We start from the raw sequence: 19,428 nt of genomic DNA on the forward strand, positions 1-19,428 counted from the left end.
GCGACGCCACATGCTCGCGCCCCTGGAAGGACCCCGAGATGATCGGCATCAACCCGCTACCCTGGCTGCTCGGGCCGTCCGGTTTCACGCTGGACGTCCCCACCCTGCGCACCGCCTTCGCCGAGATCGCCGAGGCGGGCTTCACCGCCGTCCAGGCCGACGTGCCCGAAGGCACCTCGGCGGCCGCCTACCTGGCTCTCCTCGGCGAGTACGGACTCGCCCCCGCGCCCGGCTACTTCCAGGGCACGTACGAGAACCCCGAGGCGATGCCCGGCCTCCTCGAACACGCCAGGCGGCACGCGGGAACGCAGGCCGCGCTCGGCATGACCGAGGTGTTCATCGCCTCGGCCCTCACCCCGGAACGGCTCGCCGCACCCGCGACCGGCGCCGCGTACGACCCGGGCAGGCTCGCCACCGTCATCGAGAACCTCGCCAGGACCTGCGAGGTCATCACCGGCGAGGGGCTGCGCCCGTGCCTGCATCCGCACGTCGGCACCTGGATCGAGACCGAGGAGGAGACCCGCGCGGTCCTGGACGCCATCGCCCCGGAACTGCTCTCCTTCGGGCCCGACACCGGCCACCTCCATTGGGCGGGCGCGGATCCGGCCGAACTGATCACCCGCTACCGCGACCGGGTCGGCGCGGCCCACCTCAAGGACGTCCACACCGCCGTCGCCCGGCAGGCCCGCGAGGCGGGCGCGGACTACCAGGAGGCCACCGTGGCCCGCCACCTGTGGACCGAGCCGGGTCAGGGCGACGTGGATCTCGAAGGAGCGCTCGCCGCGCTGCCCGCGGGCTTCGGCGGGTGGCTGGTGGTCGAGGTCGACGTACCCGACCACGGCACCCCCAAGGACAGCGCGATCCTGTCGCGCCGGTGGGTCACCGAACACCTCACCGCCGCGGAGGAGCGTCGATGACCGTCGGCGTCGGATTCATCGGAGCGGGCCCGGTCACCCAGGCCATCCACCTCCCCGCCGTCGCCGGGCTGTCCGACCGGCTGCACGTGGCCCGCGTCATGGACGTGGACGAGGGCACCGCGGCCGCGGTCGCCGCCCGCGCCGGGGCCGCACACGGCACCTCCGTCGAAGAGCTGCTCGCCGACCCCGCCGTCGAGATCGTCGCCGTGTGCAGCCCGCACGCCTTCCACGCCGAGCAGGCCGAGGCCGCCTGCGCGGCGGGGAAGAAGGCGGTCCTGGTGGAGAAGCCGCTGGCCACGACCCTGGACGACGCCCGCGGGATCGCCAAGGCGGCACGCGACACCGGTGTCCCGATCGTGGTCGGCGCCATGCACACCTACGACCCGGCGTGGCTGGCCGCCGAGCGGCACTGGGGCGACCTGCCCGCCACCGCCCGCCGGATCCGCTCGCGCATCGTGCTCCCGCCCAACGCCCGCTTCGAGACGCTGGCGACCCAGCTGCACGCCGAACCGGTGTTCCCGGTCCGCGCCGGCGACCCGTCGGACCCGGCGGTGCGGGCGGCGTCCATCCGGGGAGCCGTTCTCGGCCTGGCCATCCACAACCTCCCGCTGGTACGGCGCTTCCTGCCGCGCGTCGAGCGCGTGGACGTCGCCCGGCCGCTCAGCCCGTTCGGCTACGTCCTCACCTTCCAGGGCGGCGGGCGGACGGCCGAGCTCATCGGCTACCTGCACCGGGGCTGGCGGGAGGAGTGGAGCTTCGAGGTGTGGGGCGACGGCGGCGAGCTGCGGCTCGACTTCACCCCGTCGTACGTGCGCGCCGGCTCGGCCACCGCGGAGCTCCGCACCCCCACCGGGCTGCACACCTTCGGCCCCCACCCCGACAACGGCTACACCGGCGAGTGGCAGCACCTCGCCGCCCTGGCCACCGGTGCCGAACCGCTCCGCTACGCCGCGTCCGACCTCGTCGACGACCTCGCCTACGCGCTGGACCTCGCGGAACGCGCCGCCGACCTGCTGCTCCAAGGAACCGCCGCATGACCAGCACCACCCTCGAGCCGCTGCCCGTCACCCTCGCCGGGGGCACCGACCATCCCGCCGTTCACGCCACCCTGGCCTCGCTGCCCAAGTACTTCCGCCCCGCCACCCCCGGCGGCCCTACCACCGGCACGGTCGCCGCAGTCCCCACCCTGACCGCCCTGCGCGCCGCCCTGGACGCCCGACCCACCGGCATCCTGCTCGCCGGGGTCGCCGGGGTCGCCGGGGTCGCCGCGGGCGGTGTCGCGGACGTGCGGGAGCTCGCCGGACGTGCGGCCGCGGCCGGGGTCCCCGTCGTCGTGGCCGGGCCGTGGGCGCTCGATCCGGCGGTCGCGGCCCTCGCCGGAGCCCTGGACGCCGAGGACGCCTCGCTCATCGAGGTGACCGCGACGGTCCCAGCCGGGAGCTCGCCGCCGGACGTCCTGCTCGACCAGCTCGCCCTGCTGCGTACCGCGATAGGCCCCGCTCGGGCGGTCGAGGTGATCCAGGCCGACGCCCACGGGCACCTCGCGCGGGCCCACGTCGGCGACGTGCCCGTGCACCTCGCCGCGGCCGTCTCCGGCCTGGGCACCCGGCGGGCGCGGCTGGACGTGCTGGGGCCGGCCGTCCAGTGGCGGCTCTCGTTCCCCGATCCCGCGACGGCCCGCCCGGCCACCGTCGCCCGCACCGACGCGGACGGCGAACGCCTGCTCCCCACCCTGTACGAGAGCGCCTACCGCGCCGCCTGGCGTCACCTGCACGCCGCCGTCACCGACGGCGCGACCCCGCCGTATTCGCTGCACGACCTCGCCGACGACCTCGACCTGCTCCACAACTGACCCCCCTGCTCCACCTCCGGAGGTCCCCGTGACCGCTCTCCCGACCCCGGCCGCGACCGGCCCGCACGACGCGCCGGCCGCCCCCGCGAGCACCCGCTTCATCGCCCTGTACGCCTTCGGCCAGCTCGGCCTCTGGGCCGCCCTGCTGACCCCGATCACCGTGACCCTCTCGGTCAAGGTCGGCGCCGTCGCCCCCGACACCAAGGCCGCCGGCCTCGGGCTCATCCTGTCCGTGGGCGCGTTCCTGTCCATGGCCATCACCCCCATCTGGGGCAACCTCTCCGACCGCACCACCAGCCGCTTCGGCCGCCGCCGTCCGTGGCTGGCTGGCGGCGCCCTCGCAGGGGCGGCGGGGCTGCTCATCATGGCGCTCGCGCAGAACGTCCCCACCATCCTGCTCGGCTGGTGCGTCACCCAGGCCGGCTACAACGCCGCCCAGGCCGCGCTCAACGCCATCAACCCCGATCACATACCGGAGCGGCAGCGCGGACGGGTCTCCGGCGTCATCGGCCTGATGAGCAACGTCGGCATCCTGGCCGGCACGTTCATCACCACGTCCGTAGCCGGCAGCACGTTCCTCATGTTCCTGCTGCCGGGGGTCTTCGCGTTCGTCGCGCTCGGGCTGCTGATCGCGTTCCTGCCCGACCGTCCCGCGGACCGGGCCGCGCTCGGCCCGTTCCGCCCCCTCGACCTGCTGCGCAGCCTGTGGGTCAACCCCTTCGCCCACCGCGACTTCGGCTGGGCCTTCGCCGGCCGCTTCCTGATCTTCACCGGGAACGCGTTCAAGCTGACGTTCGGCTTCTACGTCATCACCGACCGCCTCGGCTACAGCCCCACCGAGGCCGTGTCCCTGGTCTTCACCGCCACGCTCGTCTTCACCTGCGGCTCGCTGGTCACGGCCACGATCGGCGGCTGGCTGTCCGACCGGCTGGGACGCAGGAAGGTCTTCGTGCTGGTGGCATCCCTGATCATGGGGGTGGGCCTGCTGACCCTCGGCTTCACCACCACCTACCCCCAGTACCTGGTCGGCTCGCTGATCCTGGGCCTGGGGACCGGGGCGTACATGGCCGTCGACATCGCGCTGGTCGTGCGGGTCCTGCCCAACCCCGACAACGCGGCCAAGGACCTGGCCGTCTTCCAGATCGCCAACTCGCTGCCCCAGTCGCTGGCCCCGCTGATCGCCCCGCTCTTCCTCACCATCGGCGGCGGCACCGACAACTATCCCGCCGCCTTCACGGCCGCCCTGGTGTTCGCCGTGCTCGGCGCCCTGACGGTGATTCCCATCCGAAAGGTCCGCTGACCGCATCGCTGGGTAGGGGGCACCACGTGAAGCACTTCACTCTTGGGCTGGTGGTGCACCCCGACCGGCCGGTGCAGGACTCCGTACGGCTGATCCTCCGGCACGCGCGGCGCGCCGGAGGCGTGGTCATCGCCCGGCGGTGCGACGCCGGGCGAGTGGGGCCGGAGGTCGAGATCGTCACGCCCGAGGACTTCGTCGAGCGGGTGACCAGAGTGATCAGCCTGGGCGGCGACGGCACCATGCTGGGCGCGATGCGCCTGGTGGTCGGCCGCCAGGTGCCGGTGCTCGGCGTCAACCACGGGCACCTGGGCTTCCTCATCGAGGTGACCCCGTCGGAGCTGGAGCCGGCCCTCGACCGCCTGGCCGAGGGCCACTACACCCTCGAACCGCACAGCTGCCTGGAGGCCGACGACCACACCGCGTTCAACGACATCGTGGTCACCGCCGCCGATCCGCTGTCCAGCCTGAGCCTCGACCTCGAGGTCAACGGCCTGAGGCACGGCTATTACCGCGCGGACGCGGTGATCGTCTGCACCCCGACCGGCTCGACGGCCTACAACCACGCGGCCGGCGGCCCCATCATCTCCCCGTCCACCGAGGCGGTCGCCCTGACCCCGGTGGCCCCGATGTCCGGCATCAGCCGCTCGGTCATCCTCGGCAAGGACGACCACATCGTGCTGCGCAACCCGTCGGACGACATGACGCTGCTCTTCTCCGTGGACGGCACCCCCGCCAGGCAGCTCGGGCCCGGAGCCGAGCTGTCCGCGCGGCTGCGCACGGACGCGGTGGACGTCGTACGGTTCGACGCCGACACCTACGCCCAGCGCAAGCGGGTCAAGCTCAGCCTGCTCGACCTGCCGCTCAGGCCGGACCAGCTCGTCGAGCTGATCCCGCAACCCCTGCGCGAGCAGGCCGAGCGGCTGCGCCAGACGATGACCCGCTAGACCCGGACGCCGGCCTTCCGCCACGCCTTCAGCAGCCGGCGGGCCGAGCCGCCGATGGGGCCGACGGCCTCGTACAGCACCTCCCGCGACACCGGCTCGGCCCCCGCCACGGCGGTCACGGCCTCGTCCGCGGTGGTGATCGTGTGGGAGCAGACGCTCAGCAGGTAGGCGGGGATGTTCAGGCGCGGGTCCGTGCAGCCCACCAGCGGGACGCCCACGGCCGCGACCACCGGGAAGACCGTGCCCGGGATGCCGATGGCGGCCTCGGCCCGGGCCGACGCCTGGACCGACGGCACGGAGCTGATCTCGTACTTCTCCCAGAGCGAGCGGTCCTCGCGGGGGTGCAGCCCCACGAGGATGTGCTTGCCCGCCGCCGCCAGCCGATCGGCCGCGGCCAGCAGCAGCTCGGTGCCGGGGGCCGAGCCGCCCGTGCTGCTGGACTTGGTCACGCTGGTGAGCACCAGGACGGTGCCGGGCTCGGGCGCGTGCCTGGGCAGGTCGTCGGTCTGCGGGGTGCCGACGACCGTGATCGGGCGGCGCGTGCCCAGGTAGTCGTCGAACACCTTGGCCTCGGCCGGCGAGGACGCGGTGATCGCCCTGAGCCGGTCGCGGAACTCCTTCGCGCGGGGCGCCTCGACCGGCAGCTGGTACGCGAGCGAGCTCGCGACCAACGGCAGGCTCCGGAACCGGGCGGCGCACTCCGCCGGCCAGTCCCCGGCGCCCGTCACGACGAGCAGGTCGGCGTCCGGAACGCGGTCCGGCGTCGCGACCGGCACCGGGTCGCCCGGCTTGATCCCCGTCAGGTCGGGCACCAGCTGCGTGATCTCCCACCCGCGCCGCCGCGCCTCCGGGAGCAGCGGAGCCACGTGGTAGGTGCCCCACGGCTCGTTCGTGGCGATCAGAACCCGGGGTGCCCTCCCGAGCGTGGCCGCCTGGGCGGCGGTGCCGCCCAGGACGGCGAGGCCCGCTCCGGAGAGCGCGCCGGCGAGGAGGGAACGACGGGTGAGCAGGGAAGATCTGTCATCGACTTTCACGTGACCGGAATCTAGGGGGTGCTTCTGAACATCCGCTGACGTCCAGAGGAACGGTCAGCCCTTGTCGGAGCCCTCGTTCGCGCCGCGCACGAAGTACCGCTGGAAGATCACGAACACCACCGCCACCGGAATGGTCGCCATCAGCGCGGCCCCCAGCTTGAGCGGATACTGCGTGCCCTTGCCCAGCGACCCGCTCACCAGGTCGGCCAGCCCTCGCGGCAGCGTGAACAGCTCGGGGTTCTGCACCGCCACCAGCGTGTGCGCGAACTCGTTCCAGGAGCCCTGGAAGGAGATGATGGTGAGCGTGAGCAGCGCGGGCCGGGCCATCGGCAGCACGATCGACCAGTACGTGCGGAAGACGCCCGCCCCGTCCACCTTCGCCGCCTCCTCGACGCTGACCGGCAGCGACTCGAAGAACTGCTTCATGATGAACACCCCGGCCGCGTCCGCGATCACCGGCAGGATCAGCGCGGTGTAGCTGTCGTACATGCCGAACTGGTTCAGCACCAGGAACTTCGGGATGAACAGCACCACGCCCGGCACCGCCAGCATCGCGATGATCGTCGAGAAGATCGCCCGCCGCCCCGGGAAGCGCAGCCGCGCCAGCGCGTACCCGGCCATGGAGTCGAGCAGCACGCGCCCGACCGTGATGACCACGGTCACCAGCAACGAGTTGCCCAGCCACAGCGGCAGGTCGGTGTTGAGGAACACCTTCTCGTAGCCGCCCAGCGTCACCGGGTCGGGGATGGGCGACAGGGGATGCGCCGCCGCGTCCGACTCGGTCTTGAAGGAGGCGGCGATCTGGATGACGAACGGGTAGAGGAAGACGAGCGCGAAGAAGATCAGGATGCAGTAGCCGGCGAACGTGGAGGCCAGCGACCGCGCGTTGTCCTTACGCATGACGCCTCTCTCTCATCACCCAGCGCTGGACCAGGGTCAGCACCACGATGATGGCGAACAGCACGAACGAGATCGCGGTGCCCGAGCCGTACTCGAAACTGCGGAAGGCCGTCTGGTACGACAGGAACGCCGGCGTCAGGGTGGTCTTGGCGGGATTGCCCTGGCTCATCACGTACACCTGGTCGAAGACCTGCCACGTCGAGATCAGCCCCAGCGTCAGCACCAGGAACATGGTCGGCTTGAGCAGCGGCAGCGTCACGCGCCGGAAGACCTGGCGGCGGCCCGCCCCGTCCAGCATGGCGGCCTCCTCCAGCGACACCGGGATGTCCTGCAGCGCCGCCAGGAACATGAGCATGAACGTCCCCGACGTGGTCCAGACGACCAGCGCGATGATGGTCGTCATCGCCACGCTGGGCCCGGACAGCCACTCCCACCACGACAGCCCGAACGGCCCGCCGGAGGTCAGCGCCTCCGGCGGGGCCGCCGGATCGACCAGGCCGACGGACCCGAGCAGCAGGTGCAGCACCCCGCGCGAGTCGGCGAACCACTGGGGCCCGTCGACGCCGAACATCCCCAGCAGGGCGTTGACCGCGCCGGAGTTGGCGAACACGAACAGGAACACCACGCTGATCGCCACCGAGCTGGTCACCGACGGGAAGAAGAACGCGGCGCGGAAGAACGTCCGGCCCTTCAGCAGCCGGCTGTTGACGACCAGGGCCAGGCCGAGCGCCAGCACGGTCTGCAACGGGACCACGATGGCCACGTAGTAGACGTTGTTGCGGACGCTCGTCATGAAGTCCTGCCTGGCCAGCCCGTCCTCGGTGAACAGGCGGGTGTAGTTGTCCACGCCGACGAACGGCACGCTGCCCCGGAACGGGCTGCCCTGCCCGTTCCAGTCGGTCAGGCTCACCCACAGCGCCATGAGGATCGGCGCCAGCAGGAACAGGCCCAGGATCACCACGACGGGGGCCACGAAGAGCCAGCCCGCCAAGTTCTCACGAGTCTTGCTGATGGTCATGACGTGCCGAGCGCGGCCTGGATGTTCTTCTGCGTCCGCTGGAGCAGCGTCTTGGGCGCGGTGGTGGCCAGCTGCTGCAGCCCGGTGTCGAAGTCGGCCAGGACGCTGTCCATCTTGGGGGCGTTCACGGGGCCCTGGGCGTAGTCGGCGCCGTTGACGAAGGGGCCGTCGTCGGGGAACTCGGCGGTGTAGGCGGCCTTGGCGGACTGGCGCGAGGGCATGACGCCGAACGCCTTGGCGAAGGTCATCTGCTGGTCGGCCTTGGTCATCGCCTCGACGAACGAGATGGCCTGCTCCTTGTGCTTGCTCTTGGCGGAGATGCCCCAGCAGTTCGTGAACGACAGCGTGCCCTTGCCCTTGGGGCCGGCCGGCAGCTCGTGGATCGAGTACTTGACGTCGGGGAAGTCCGCCTTGAGCGCGCCCTTGATCCAGTTGCCCTCGATGGTCATGGCGGCCTTGCCCTTGCCGAACGCCTCGCCGCCCCAGCCCGCGTCGAGCTGGTCGGGGTAGCGGGCCAGCTTGGCCGACACCAGCGAGCGCACGTACTCGAGGGCCGCGAGGTTCTGCGGGCTGTCGGCGGTGGCCTGCTTGCCGTCGGGGCTGGTCAGCCAGCCGCCGGCCTGCACCATGAACGCGCCGACGCGGTCGCGGGTCGGGCCGATCGCCAGCGGGGTGACGTCCTTGGCCTTGAGCTTCTCGGCGACCGAGGTGAGCTGCTCCCAGGTGGTCGGCACGTCGGCGTCGGTGAGCCCGGCCTTGGACCACAGGTCCTTGTTGACGATCAGCGCGAGGGTGGAGAAGTCCTTGGGCGCGCAGTAGAGCTTGCCGTCACGGGTGAACGCCGTGCGCAGGGAGGGGTAGAAGTCGTCGGGCTGGCTGATCTTGTCGCCGTAGGGCTCCAGGGCGCCGACGCTGGCGTAGTCGGCGAAGCGGGAGGCGTCCACGTAGAACACGTCCGGGGGGCTGTCACCGGCGAAGGCCTGGCCGAGCTGCTGGGCGAGGTCCTGCGCGGGCGTCACCGTCGCGGCCGCGCCCGCCGAGGAGGCCCAGGTCTGGGCGGCCTGCTTGACGGCCGCGGTCTCCGCCTCGCCGGAGGAGCCGATGAGGATCTGCAGGTTGACCTGGCCGCCGCTCTGCTGGGGGGCCTGGCTCGGCTTGTCGTCGAAGCCGCTGCCGCAGGCCGACAGAACGAGCGTGGCGCAGGCGAGGCCGCTGACCGCGGCGGCGCGGCGGTTACGTGACGTCATCGGGGTGGTTCCTGTTCTCGCGTTGTGGGGGGTTAAGGGTCAGGCGGACTTGCGGATGGTCAAAGAGGGGGGCAGCAGCACGTGCGCCGACGGCGGCTCGGCGTCGGGGCTCTCCAGGGCACGGGCGAGCAGGTCGACGCAGGCCGCGGCGGCCTCGCCGAGCGGCTGGTGGACGCTGGTGAGGCCGACGGCCCTGGCGGCGGGCGTGTCGTCGAAGCCGATCACCGCGACGGGGCGGCCGGGCTCGGGGGCCTGCAGCGCGCCGAGGGCGAGGGAGTCGCTCGCGCACACCAGGGCGGTCACGCCGGGGTCGGCCGCGAGCAGGTCGCGGGCCGCGCTCTCCCCGGCCGCGATGCCGTCCTCGACCGCTCGCTGCAACCCGCCCAGATCGTGGCCGGTCAGCGTTCTCGCCCAGCCCTCGCGGCGGTCGTCGCCCACGCCCGAGCCGGGCGGCCAGCCGATGAAGCCGATGCGCCGGTGACCGGCGGCCAGCAGGTGGCGGGTGGCGGCCTCGGTGCCCGCGGCGCCGTCCACGTCCACCCACGGATGGCGCGCGTCGGGCAGGTCGCTCCAGGGCCGGCCGAACGCCACGAACGGCAGCCCGCGCTCCAGCAGCCAGGACGCGCGCAGGTCGTCGTGGTGGGTGCCGGTCAGCACGAACGCGTCCGGCTTGTACGCGCCGAGCAGGTCCTCGTACGTCGCGATCTCCGCGTGGTCGTCCGCGGCGGTGTAGAGCAGGATCCGGTACCCCTCCTGCGCGGCCGTCTCCGACAGGCGGTGCAGGAAGCGGTCGGCCCACGAGCCGCTGATCCCGTCGCCGTCGGGCTCGATGCCGATGGCGATCAGACGGGAGCGGCCGGTGCGCATCTGGCGGGCGGCCTGGTTGGCTCGGTAGCCGAGCCGCTCGATCACCTCGAGGACGTGCTTGCGGGTCTCCTCTCGGACCACTTCCGGGCTGTTGAGCGTGTTCGACACCGTCTGGCGCGACACGCCTGCTGCCTTCGCCACATCGGTGATCGTCACCTTTTCCGCCATAAATCGCCTTTCGAGGGGGTTGAACGTTCAAAGTCCGGTGAGGCATGATTTGATCGTTCAAAGTTAGCGGAGTGTTTCGAAATCTGCACCCCCGGCGTCCGTCTGTCAAGACCCGGGGTGATCATTGATCTGACCTCAGGGGGAAACGTAGTGCTTCAGCCGCTGCTGCACGATCTGGTCAGCACCGTCATGGCGCCGGCGAGCGCGCTGAGCGACGCCGACGGCCAGATCCGTCAGGCCGGCGTGCAGGGGCTCTTCTGCGCGGACCGCCGGGTGCTGTCCCAGGCCCGGCTCCTCGTGGACGGGCGCGAGCCGGAGTCCATCGGGTACGCGCCCGGGGCCGCCGGCCAGGCCCGGTTCGTGTCCCTGGCCCGCTGGCTCGGCGACCGCACGATCGACCCCACGGTCCGGATCGAGCGCTCGCGGGAGGTGTCGCCGTTCGGCATGGGCGAGCAGGTGGAGATCGTCTCCACCGCGTCGTCGCCGGTCACGGCCACCGTCACCGTCGAACTGGCGTGCGACTTCGCGGCCGTCGAGGCGGTCAAGTCGGGGCGCTCCGGCACCCCCGTACCGGCGGGCGCGGCCGGGGACGGACGCCTGACCTGGCACGCCGGCAGCGCCCGCGTCACCGTCACCGGCCACGGCGCCCACGCGACGGCGGGCGACGGGGCCTGCCTGCTGTGGGAGGTGAGCCTGCCGCCCCGCGGCCGGGCCACCCTGCGCTGGGAGCTCGCCGTCGAGGACCCCGCCGCGGTCGTCGTGCCCCCCGCCGCGACCCTCGAATGGACCCCGCCGCACGTCACCGCCGCCGACCGGCGCGTCACCAGGCTGCTGGACCAGTCGCTCGAAGACCTGCGGTCGCTGCGGCTGGCCGAGCCCGGCGAGCCCGGCGACACCTTCCTCGCGGCCGGCGCGCCCTGGTTCCTGACCCTCTTCGGCAGGGACAGCATCTGGGCGGCGCGCATGCTGCTCCCGCTCGGCACCCGGCTGGCCGCGGGCACCCTGCGCGTCCTGGCCCGCCGCCAGGGCCGGCGCCTCGACCCGGACTCCGGCGAGGCCCCGGGCAAGATCATGCACGAGCTGCGCCGGGACGCCTTCGACCTGGACGACAAGGGCGGACGGCTGCCCGCCGCCTACTACGGCACCATCGACGCCACCCCGCTCTGGATCAGCCTGCTGCACGACGCGTGGCGCTGGGGCCTGCCGGACTCCGAGGTGCGGGCGCTGCTGCCGAATCTCCAGGCCGCGCTGGGCTGGCTCGCCGACCACGCCGACCCCGACGGGGACGGGTTCCTCGAGTACATCGACTCCAGCGGGCGCGGCCTGGCCAACCAGGGCTGGAAGGACTCGGGCGACTCGGTGCGCTTCCACGACGGCCGCCAGGCCGAGCCGCCGATCGCGCTGGCGGAGGTGCAGGGCTACGCCCACCAGGCCGCCCTGCACGGGGCCGCCCTCCTGGACGCCTTCGACCTCCCGGGAGCCGGCCGATGGCGAGACTACGCCGGGGCGCTGGCCGAGCGCTTCCGCGCCGCCTTCTGGGTCGACGGACCCCAGGGCCCCTTCCCGGCGCTCGCCCTCGACCGCGACAAGCGCCCCGTGAACTCCCTGACCAGCAACATCGGCCACCTGCTCGGCACCGGCCTGCTCTCGCGCGAGGAGTCGGCCCGGGTCGCCGGCCTGCTGGCCTCGCCCGGCATGGCGGAGGCGTTCGGGCTGCGGACGATGTCGTCGGAGGAGGGCGGGTTCAGCCCGCTGTCGTATCACTGCGGATCCGTCTGGCCGCACGACACGGCCATCGTCATCGCCGGTCTGGCCAGGGAGGGCTTCGACGAGCAGGCCACCACCCTGGCCGAAGGCCTGCTGGAGGCGGCCGAGTCGTTCGGCTACCGGCTGCCGGAGCTGTTCGCGGGCGACGCCCGGGACCGGGTGGGCCGTCCGGTGGCCTACCCGGCCTCCTGCCGCCCCCAGGCGTGGTCGGCCGCCGCCGCGGTCGTCATCGCCCACACGGCCACCGGGCTCTACCCCGACGTGCCGGCGGGCCGGGTGGAGCTGCGCCCGCTGTCCGGCGCGCCCCTGGGCGCGCTGACCGCCGGGCTGCGCGTGGCGGACGCCGAGGTCGAGGTACGGGTGGACCACGACGGCACCGCCACGGTCAAGGGCCTGCCCCCGGGCATCCGCCTGGAGGAGACCGTCACCCCTTCGTCGCGCCGCCCGTGAGGCCCTTGACGAACTGCTTCTGCAGCAACAGGTAGAAGACCAGGATCGGCAGCGTGGCCAGGAACATCAGCGCGAACATGCCGCCGAAGTCCGCCGCGTACTGGCCGAGCGACTTGTACACGCCCGTCATGATCGTGGTGCCCTCGCGGGGGCCGTAAATGATCAGCGGGTTGAGGAAGTCGTTCCAGATCCACACCCCGAGGAAGATCAGCACGCTCGCGGTGGCCGGCCGCAGGAGGGGGAAGACGACGCGCCAGAACGTCTGCCAGCGCGTCGCCCCGTCGATCGCGGCCGCCTCCTCCAGCTCGCGCGGGATGCCCTTCATGAACCCGGAGAAGACGAACACCCCGAACGGCACGTAGTAGCCGACGTTGAACAGGATGAGCCCCTGGAGCGTGGACATCAGCCCGAGCGACTTCAGCACCTGCGTGACCGGGATGAGGATGACCTGCGGCGGGATCATCAGCCCGCACAGCAGCAGCACCATGACCGCGCGCGACCACCACTGGGTGTGCCGCGCCAGGTAGTGGCCCAGCATGGCCGACAGCAGCGTCAGGATGACGATCGACAGCGACGTGACCACGACGCTGGTGCGCAGCGACGACCAGAAGAGGCTGTCGGGGTCGGTCAGCACGCGGGTGAGGTTGTCCAGGGTGAACGGATCGGGCAAGGACATCGTGTCGCGGGCGACCTGGCCGCTCGCCTTGAAGACGTTGATCAGCGCGATGTAGAGGGGGATGAAGAAGAGCGCGCCGATGACCAGCGCCACCAGCGGGCGCACCCACGGCAGCCGCGAACCGGTCATAGCTGCACCTCCCTGCGCTGCAGGATCCGCAGCGTGACCACCGACAGGGCGGCGATGACGACGAGCATGACGACCGCCTCGGCGGAGGCGTAACCGGTGCGGTTCTCCACGAACCCCTCCTGGAGGACGACGAACGCCACGCTGGCCGTCGTGCCCGTGCCCGGGCCGCCGTTCGTGATGACCTTCACGTGGTCGAAGATCTTGAACGCCGAGATCAGCAGCACGACGGTGTTGATGGTCAGCGCGGGCGCCAGCAGCGGCCAGGTCACCTTCCAGAAGCGGCGCAGCGGCCCCGCCCCGTCGATCGCGGCCGCCTCGGCCAGCTCCTGCGGCACGCCCTGCAGCCCGGCCAGGTAGACGACCACGCAGAAGCCGAGCATCTGCCAGCAGACGATGGACGCCAGCGAGTACAGCGCGATGTCCGGGTCGGACAGCCAGCCCGGCGGCTCGGCCACGCCGAGGGCCCGCAGCCCGTGGTTGACCGGCCCGTCGTCGGCGAGCACGCGCGTCCAGATCACGCTGATGACCACCGAGCTGATCACCATCGGCGTGAAGAAGACGCTGCGCAGCGCGTTGTAGAGCCAGCCGCGCCGGTCGAGGACGACGGCGACGGCCACGCCGAGCACGTTCGGGACGATGACCACGATCAGCGTCAGGATCGTGGTGACCCGCAGCGAGTTCAGGAACGTCTCGTCCCGCAGGAGCAGCGCGTAGTTGCGCAGGCCCACGAACTGCGTGTTCGGCCTGAGGAGCGCCTGGTTGGTGAGGCTGTAGCCGACGCTCATCGCGATCGGCAGCAGGACCAGGCACGTGTAGACGAGCGTGCCCGGCGCCGCGAACGTCAGGAAGTGCCACAGGCCCGGCCACGCCGGCCGCCTGCTCCCTGGGCGGGCGAGCGTGCCGGGCCTGCGATGGGTGGTGCTGACGGCCATCAGCCGCTCTTCTCCCATTCGGTGTCGAGGAAGGCCAGCGCCTGGTCCGTCGTCTTCTTGCCGCTGACCAGGTCCTGCGCGGTCGACCAGAACTTGCCCTGCATGCCGGGCAGCATCGCCGCGTCGCCCGCCTCCCAGCTGAACGCCGGGACGGTCGCGTTCTGCCGGAGCGCCTGCTGCCACAGGTCGTACACGGCCTTGAAGACCGGGCCGGTGGTGGACGGCGGCGTGTAGCCCTTGACGGCGGGGAAGAGCGCGTCGGCCTTGACCGAGGCGTCCAGGTTCTCCTTGGTGAGCTGGAAGGCCAGCGCGAACTTCTTGGCCGCGGCCATGTTCTTGGCCGTGGCGCTGACGGACAGGCCGCCGCCGGTGAACGCCGGGAGATGCAGGCTCCCGTCGTCGCTCGGCCAGGCGAACACGCCGATGTCGTCCTTCATCTCCGACTGGTCGGCCGCGGCGGCGAACCAGCTCCCCATGGGGTACATCGCGCCCTTGCCGCCCAGGAACGCCTCCTGCGTCTTCGGGTAGTCCTGGCCGATCTGCCGCTTGTCGATGTAGCCCTTGGCGGCCAGGTCGGCGAACTTCTGCGTGGCCGCCTTCATGGCCGGGTCACCGGCGAAGGTGACCTGCCCTGCGCGCCGCTTGGCGATCCAGTCGGGCGTCCTGGCGTACAGGTCGGTGGCCAGGATGGCGGTCCACGGCTGGGAGGTGACGAACACCCCGCCGCTCACGAACGGCGTGATCCCGGCGGCCTGGAGCTTGCCGGCGTCGGCGAGCAGCTCGGCGTACGTCTTCGGCGGCGCCTCGATCCCGGCCTTCTTGAACAGCTTCTTGCTGTAGTAGACGTTCGGGATCGTCTGGGTGTTGGCCGGCAGCTGCAGCACCTTGCCGTTGACCGCCCCGCAGGTCGGGCAGATGAAGTCCTTGAGCTCCTGCTCGGTCCAGGCCGCCAGGTTCGGCTCCAGCGCGATCAGGTCCTGCATGCCGATCTGCACGTCCGGCAGCTGGCCTGAGGCGGCGAGCTGCTTGGCGTAGTCGTTGCGCTCCGACTCCGACGGCGCGGCGACGAGCTCCACGTCGAGGTCGGGGTTGGCCTTGGTCACCAGCGCGACCTGGGCCTTCCAGTACGACTCCGGCAGGTTCGGCGACGGGAAGACGAGGAAGGTGACCTTCTGCTTGCCCCCGGCGGAGGACGCGGTGGAGGATGCGGCGGACGTGCTCGGCGTACCGCTCGAACAGGCGCTCAGCGCCAACGTGACGGCCAGCGCGAGCGCTCCGGCCGCGGACAGCTTGTTCATGGTGAGCTCAGTCTTCTCCGGTGGTGGGGGATGGGAGGTCGTCGCCGGTCGTCCGCTTGACGACGTTCGACGGCGGGCCGTAGCGGAAGGCGCGCACCCGGTACGACGCGTGCCGCTCCTCGGGCAGGGTCACCAGGCCGAACGCGTTGACGTCCGGCGCCAGCACGGCGGTCACGCGGTAGTCGGGCCGGCCGGCGGGCCGGTCCTCCAGCAGGAAACCCTCCTCGTCGCGGGCCCGGTCGGCCCACCGGAACGCGACTCCGTCGGCCTGCGTCACCGTGGCCGTCAGGCCGGTGGGCGCGGCCCCTTCGCCGCCCACCGGCCGGCTCCCGGGGGACCCTCCCGGGATCACGCGCGGCTCGGCCCAGCCGGGGCCGGGCTTCGGGTACGGGCCGTCGCCGAGCGTGACGTCGACGGGCGCGGAGGCCGCGCCGTAGTAGGGCCGCAGCCGGTAGTGGAACGTGGTGCGCGGCATCAGGTCGGGATGGGTGTACGCGGTCTGCTCCGGCGGCAGGAAACCCAGGATCGTGTACGGCCCCTGAGGCTCGGTGGCGAACTCGATCACGTGCCCGGCGGCGCCCGGATCACCGCCCTGCCAGCGCAGCGCGATGTCGGTCGGCGACACGAGCGCGGCCTCCAGCCGGACCGCCGGATCCTGCGGCCGCTCCTGCTGCGGGGCCGCGCACCCGGCGACCACCGTCGCCATCAGCACCAACACCATCCGGGCCCTCATCGCCCCTACTTACGCCAGAAGCGGACGCCGCTCCACTCGACCGTGGCGGGCCCCTGCCCGCTGGCCGTCCGGTACGCCCCGAACTTGTCGTAGAAGCTGCCGCTCTCGCTGGCCACGGTGTGCTTCAGCGACCCGTTGATATAGGTGCGGTGCACGCTGCCGACCACGTGGACGGTGTTGACGCGGACCGTGGTGCCGATCGTCGCGCCCGTGGCGATCGTGTCGCCGCCGTGCACCGCGTACAGCCGTCCGCCGCGCTCGACGGCGAGCATGAAGAACGGGCCCGTGGTCTTGAACGTCTGCTTGAGGCTGATCCGCGAACCGGGCAGGCTGGTGATCTTGAAGTAGCCCTCGAACTGGCGCGTGCCGTCGGAGTAGGTGGCGTAGCGCCGTTCGGCCCGCTGGTCGCCGCTGTCGGTCGAGCAGGTCAGCTTGAACGTCAGATCGCTGACGTCGCCGCAGCCCCGCTCCTGGACGGTGAACGTGGGCGAGTACGAGGTCCACGGCCCCGATTCCACGGGGTCGGCCGCGGCCGGGAGGGCGGGCAGCAGCAGTCCGGCGGTCAGCGCGCTCGCGGTGAGTAATCGCATCGACCCTCCATTAGGAAACTTTCCTATCACGAGTCATAGGATCACTTAGCGCGTTGGCGCGTCAAGTCTCTTGACCGAGGGCTATGGCTGCTGTATTCGTCGGAGGTCTGAAGGGAAGCGATCTATGGGACTTCGACCGCATCGCCTGACCCTCCTCGCCGCACTCGTTCTCGCTCCACGTTCACCGTGTCACTGAACGGCACCTGGGCCGGCGGGAAAAGCGGCACCAGGACGCGTGAGGTGACGACGAGCACGGCCCCGAACACCGCCGCGGAGGTCTGCCGCGGACTATCGTCACGGTATGGTCGGTTAATCAGTCACCTTGCTCCGGCGCCTGCACGCGGGTCTCGAAGATGTCACGGGTGTGGCTACGGGACGTGCCGCGAGCGGAGGGTGCCATGGAGCCGTTGACCTTCGACAGCCGGGATATCGGGCAGACCGAGGAGTTCCTCAGCAAGGCTTACGCCAAAATGCGCATCGGGTCCGACGTGGAGCGTCCGCGGACCTGGATCTCGCGTCAGGTCATGGGACCGGTGAGCATCGACCAGCTGCAGCTGGAGTACGCCATGAGCTACGACGTGAACCCGCTCGGCAAGGTGTGCCTGTGCACCGTGGAGTCCGGGTCCATCGTCCAGCAGGTCGCGGGGGGCGAGCAGGACGTGTTCGGGCCGGGGGACGCGGTGTTGTTCGCGCCGCCGGATCGGCCCTACGTGGGTGAGATCCGCCGCTCGCACTACAACATCGTCATGTTCGACGCGGAGCTGTTGCAGCAGGTGGCCGACACTCTCCCGGGTCGCCGGCCGCAGCCGGTACGGCTGATAGGGCACCGGCCCGTCTCCGCCGCCACCGGCCGGCATCTCCAGCGCACCATCGCCTACCTGCGCGACGACGTCCTGGCCGACCCGGACCTGGCCGGCGAGCCCCTCGTGGTCTCCACCGCCGGGCAGCTGCTGGCCGCGAGTGTGCTGGCGGCCCTGCCCAGCAACGCCGGCACGGAGGCCACCGGCATGGACCGGCATGACGCCCATCCCCAGACGCTGCGCCGCGCGATCGCCTTCATCGACGAGCACGCCGACATGCCCGTGGGCATCGCCGAGATCGCCACCGCGGCCCGGGTCAGCGCCCGCGCCCTGCAGTACGCCTTCCACCGGCACCTGAACACCACCCCGCTGGGCCACCTGCGCCAAGTCCGGCTGGCCCGCGCGCACGACGAGCTGAAGACCGGCGATCCCGCTGCCACCACGGTGGCCGCGACCGCGGCCCGCTGGGGCTTCTTCCACCCGGGGCGTTTCGCCCTTTCCTACAAGACCGCGTACGGGTGCGCGCCCAGCGAAACCCTGAATGCCTCGGCCGAACCGCGTCACCACTGAGCGGCGCCCTGCGGCAGGAAGCCCGGCCTGCGGGCGGATGGGGACGGCCGATTTCGTTTCTCGGACAGCGGTGCGGACAATGCTTCGCCTGGTGTGCAGACGAGCCGCGACGGCGAGACAAGAGTAGGAGGCGAAACCGATCGGCGCCGTGGAGTAGAGAGGGTGATGGGTGAGCCCTGTTCGGAAGAGATTTGCTCAGGTGCAATGTCGCCCCTGAGCCTGAGCTGCCGCGACCTGCCCGGCGGCGTGCTGATCACAGTGACGGGCGAGCTCGACGCCACCAACGCTCACGAGCTGGAGTCCTACGCCGAGTCGCAGCGCCGCCCCGGCTCGGGCATGGTCCTCGATCTGGGTGGGCTGACCTTCCTGGACAGCCGCGGCCTGCACGTCCTGCTCCGGTTGCACGCCGCGGTAGGCGAGCAGGGCGGCCTTCTCCGCGTGGCCGCCGCGCAGGGTAGGCCCGCGCGCATCCTGCAGATCACCGGCGTGTGGTCGCTACTGACCATCTATGCCGACGCTCAGCAGGCCGCCGTCGCGATGTGCGGCCACGACGCGGATGGCGCCCAGCGGCCATCCTGATCCTCGCCCACTGCCGCCTCGCCGAGGCGCCACTCCATGCTGCTCGTCACGCGGCAGATTACACCCCCGGTGTTTAACGATCAGTCAGCCGGAAAACAACCCCAAAGCCCGCGAACCTTCCCTCCAATCCCGGCCCGCGGTCTCGGAGAGCGATGAATTTCGAGCTGCGCTGCCCCATCAGCCCCGATCTGGGCTACATTCGCGACCTGGTGCGCGTCCACGGCGAGCATCACGGGCTGAACGGTGAGCAGCTGGACGGGCTGGTACTGGCGGTCAACGAGGCCGTCACCAATGTCTTCGACCACGGCGGCCAGGCCGGCCTGATCACCGCGCGCGGCCACGACGACGGCGTCATCGTGGAGATCCTCGACATCGGCGGCCGGCTGACCCCGGAGCATCTGGCCGCCGCCACGGTGGATGCGACCGGCTCACGAGGGTTCGGCCTGTGGGTGATCCAGCGCCTGTGCGACGAAGTCACCCTGGAACACAACGGTTCGGGCTCGCTGCTGACCCTGCACTTCCGCGGCCGTTCCGCCGCGGTGATCCCGCTTGGGCACCGTGCCGGGCGCAGACGCGGCGCCCAGGACAGCCGATCCGCCCGCACGGCCTGAAACGCCCGGTACGCCATTCGGTGATTCGCGGTACCAGCTGCGCCAG

At 71.5% G+C, this 19,428-nt stretch carries 19 protein-coding genes; 9 read left to right on the top strand and 10 right to left on the bottom strand.

Annotated features, from left to right (window positions below):
* Positions 1 to 38 precede the first annotated feature (38 nt).
* Genes AB0J87_RS50725 through AB0J87_RS50745 form a run of 5 tightly spaced genes read left to right on the top strand, consistent with a single transcriptional unit; the run spans position 39 to position 5,013 of the window.
* Positions 39 to 917 (top strand): sugar phosphate isomerase/epimerase, encoded by an 879-nt coding sequence (locus tag AB0J87_RS50725; protein WP_363979866.1) that lies wholly within the window; start codon positions 39 to 41, stop codon positions 915 to 917.
* Positions 914 to 1,954, top strand: a complete 1,041-nt coding sequence (locus AB0J87_RS50730; RefSeq protein WP_363979869.1) for a Gfo/Idh/MocA family oxidoreductase — start codon at positions 914 to 916, stop codon at positions 1,952 to 1,954. The genes AB0J87_RS50725 and AB0J87_RS50730 overlap by 4 nt, the downstream gene beginning before the upstream one ends.
* Positions 1,951 to 2,769: a hypothetical protein gene (locus AB0J87_RS50735; RefSeq protein ID WP_363979871.1), complete on the top strand. Its 819-nt coding sequence runs from the start codon at positions 1,951 to 1,953 to the stop codon at positions 2,767 to 2,769. The genes AB0J87_RS50730 and AB0J87_RS50735 overlap by 4 nt, the downstream gene beginning before the upstream one ends.
* Before the next feature lie 28 nt (positions 2,770 to 2,797).
* The gene (locus tag AB0J87_RS50740; RefSeq protein ID WP_363979874.1) at positions 2,798 to 4,069 is read left to right on the top strand and encodes an MFS transporter; all 1,272 of its coding nucleotides are present in this window, start codon (positions 2,798 to 2,800) and stop codon (positions 4,067 to 4,069) included.
* Positions 4,070 to 4,095: 26 nt separating this feature from the next.
* Positions 4,096 to 5,013 (top strand): NAD(+)/NADH kinase, encoded by a 918-nt coding sequence (locus tag AB0J87_RS50745; protein WP_363979877.1) that lies wholly within the window; start codon positions 4,096 to 4,098, stop codon positions 5,011 to 5,013.
* On the opposite strand, the gene AB0J87_RS50750 is transcribed toward AB0J87_RS50745, so the two are convergent.
* The 5 genes from AB0J87_RS50750 to AB0J87_RS50770 are packed head-to-tail and all read right to left on the bottom strand — an operon-like array spanning position 5,010 to position 10,235.
* Positions 5,010 to 6,047, bottom strand: a complete 1,038-nt coding sequence (locus AB0J87_RS50750; protein ID WP_363979880.1) for a hypothetical protein — start codon at positions 6,045 to 6,047, stop codon at positions 5,010 to 5,012. The genes AB0J87_RS50745 and AB0J87_RS50750 overlap by 4 nt on opposite strands.
* Before the next feature lie 54 nt (positions 6,048 to 6,101).
* Positions 6,102 to 6,947, bottom strand: a complete 846-nt coding sequence (locus tag AB0J87_RS50755; RefSeq protein ID WP_350742833.1) for a carbohydrate ABC transporter permease — start codon at positions 6,945 to 6,947, stop codon at positions 6,102 to 6,104.
* Positions 6,940 to 7,965, bottom strand: coding sequence for a sugar ABC transporter permease (locus tag AB0J87_RS50760; RefSeq protein ID WP_363979883.1), 1,026 nt, complete (start codon positions 7,963 to 7,965; stop codon positions 6,940 to 6,942). Before AB0J87_RS50760 ends, AB0J87_RS50755 begins: the two co-directional genes overlap by 8 nt.
* A complete protein-coding gene (locus AB0J87_RS50765; RefSeq protein WP_363979886.1) occupies positions 7,962 to 9,212 on the bottom strand; it encodes an extracellular solute-binding protein in 1,251 nt (416 codons plus the stop codon). Before AB0J87_RS50765 ends, AB0J87_RS50760 begins: the two co-directional genes overlap by 4 nt.
* Before the next feature lie 39 nt (positions 9,213 to 9,251).
* A complete protein-coding gene (locus AB0J87_RS50770; protein ID WP_363979889.1) occupies positions 9,252 to 10,235 on the bottom strand; it encodes a LacI family DNA-binding transcriptional regulator in 984 nt (327 codons plus the stop codon).
* Between the two features lie 162 nt (positions 10,236 to 10,397).
* On the opposite strand from AB0J87_RS50770, the gene AB0J87_RS50775 reads away from it, so the two are divergent.
* A complete protein-coding gene (locus tag AB0J87_RS50775) occupies positions 10,398 to 12,464 on the top strand; it encodes a glycogen debranching N-terminal domain-containing protein (RefSeq protein WP_363979892.1) in 2,067 nt (688 codons plus the stop codon).
* Here AB0J87_RS50775 and AB0J87_RS50780 read toward each other — a convergent pair.
* Genes AB0J87_RS50780 through AB0J87_RS50800 form a run of 5 tightly spaced genes read right to left on the bottom strand, consistent with a single transcriptional unit; the run spans position 12,439 to position 16,822 of the window.
* Positions 12,439 to 13,269: a carbohydrate ABC transporter permease gene (locus tag AB0J87_RS50780; RefSeq protein WP_363979895.1), complete on the bottom strand. Its 831-nt coding sequence runs from the start codon at positions 13,267 to 13,269 to the stop codon at positions 12,439 to 12,441. The genes AB0J87_RS50775 and AB0J87_RS50780 overlap by 26 nt on opposite strands.
* Positions 13,266 to 14,201 (bottom strand): sugar ABC transporter permease, encoded by a 936-nt coding sequence (locus tag AB0J87_RS50785; protein ID WP_363979898.1) that lies wholly within the window; start codon positions 14,199 to 14,201, stop codon positions 13,266 to 13,268. The genes AB0J87_RS50780 and AB0J87_RS50785 overlap by 4 nt, the downstream gene beginning before the upstream one ends.
* A complete protein-coding gene (locus AB0J87_RS50790; protein WP_363979901.1) occupies positions 14,201 to 15,499 on the bottom strand; it encodes an extracellular solute-binding protein in 1,299 nt (432 codons plus the stop codon). The genes AB0J87_RS50785 and AB0J87_RS50790 overlap by 1 nt, the downstream gene beginning before the upstream one ends.
* Before the next feature lie 7 nt (positions 15,500 to 15,506).
* The gene (locus tag AB0J87_RS50795; protein WP_363979903.1) at positions 15,507 to 16,220 is read right to left on the bottom strand and encodes a fibronectin type III domain-containing protein; all 714 of its coding nucleotides are present in this window, start codon (positions 16,218 to 16,220) and stop codon (positions 15,507 to 15,509) included.
* A 17-nt stretch (positions 16,221 to 16,237) separates the two neighbouring features.
* Positions 16,238 to 16,822, bottom strand: a complete 585-nt coding sequence (locus tag AB0J87_RS50800) for a hypothetical protein (protein WP_357751158.1) — start codon at positions 16,820 to 16,822, stop codon at positions 16,238 to 16,240.
* A gap of 398 nt (positions 16,823 to 17,220) precedes the next feature.
* Here AB0J87_RS50800 and AB0J87_RS50805 point away from each other — a divergent pair, with 398 nt between their 5' ends.
* The 3 genes from AB0J87_RS50805 to AB0J87_RS50815 all read left to right on the top strand — a co-directional run bounded on the left by AB0J87_RS50805 (position 17,221) and on the right by AB0J87_RS50815 (position 19,382).
* Positions 17,221 to 18,192 (top strand): helix-turn-helix transcriptional regulator, encoded by a 972-nt coding sequence (locus tag AB0J87_RS50805; RefSeq protein WP_363979906.1) that lies wholly within the window; start codon positions 17,221 to 17,223, stop codon positions 18,190 to 18,192.
* Between the two features lie 204 nt (positions 18,193 to 18,396).
* Positions 18,397 to 18,771, top strand: coding sequence for an STAS domain-containing protein (locus AB0J87_RS50810; protein ID WP_363979909.1), 375 nt, complete (start codon positions 18,397 to 18,399; stop codon positions 18,769 to 18,771).
* A 152-nt stretch (positions 18,772 to 18,923) separates the two neighbouring features.
* A complete protein-coding gene (locus AB0J87_RS50815) occupies positions 18,924 to 19,382 on the top strand; it encodes an ATP-binding protein (RefSeq protein WP_363979912.1) in 459 nt (152 codons plus the stop codon).
* Positions 19,383 to 19,428: the final 46 nt, after the last annotated feature.

Source organism: Nonomuraea sp. NPDC049625, from assembly GCF_040675285.1.
Taxonomy (GTDB): domain Bacteria; phylum Actinomycetota; class Actinomycetes; order Streptosporangiales; family Streptosporangiaceae; genus Nonomuraea; species Nonomuraea angiospora_A.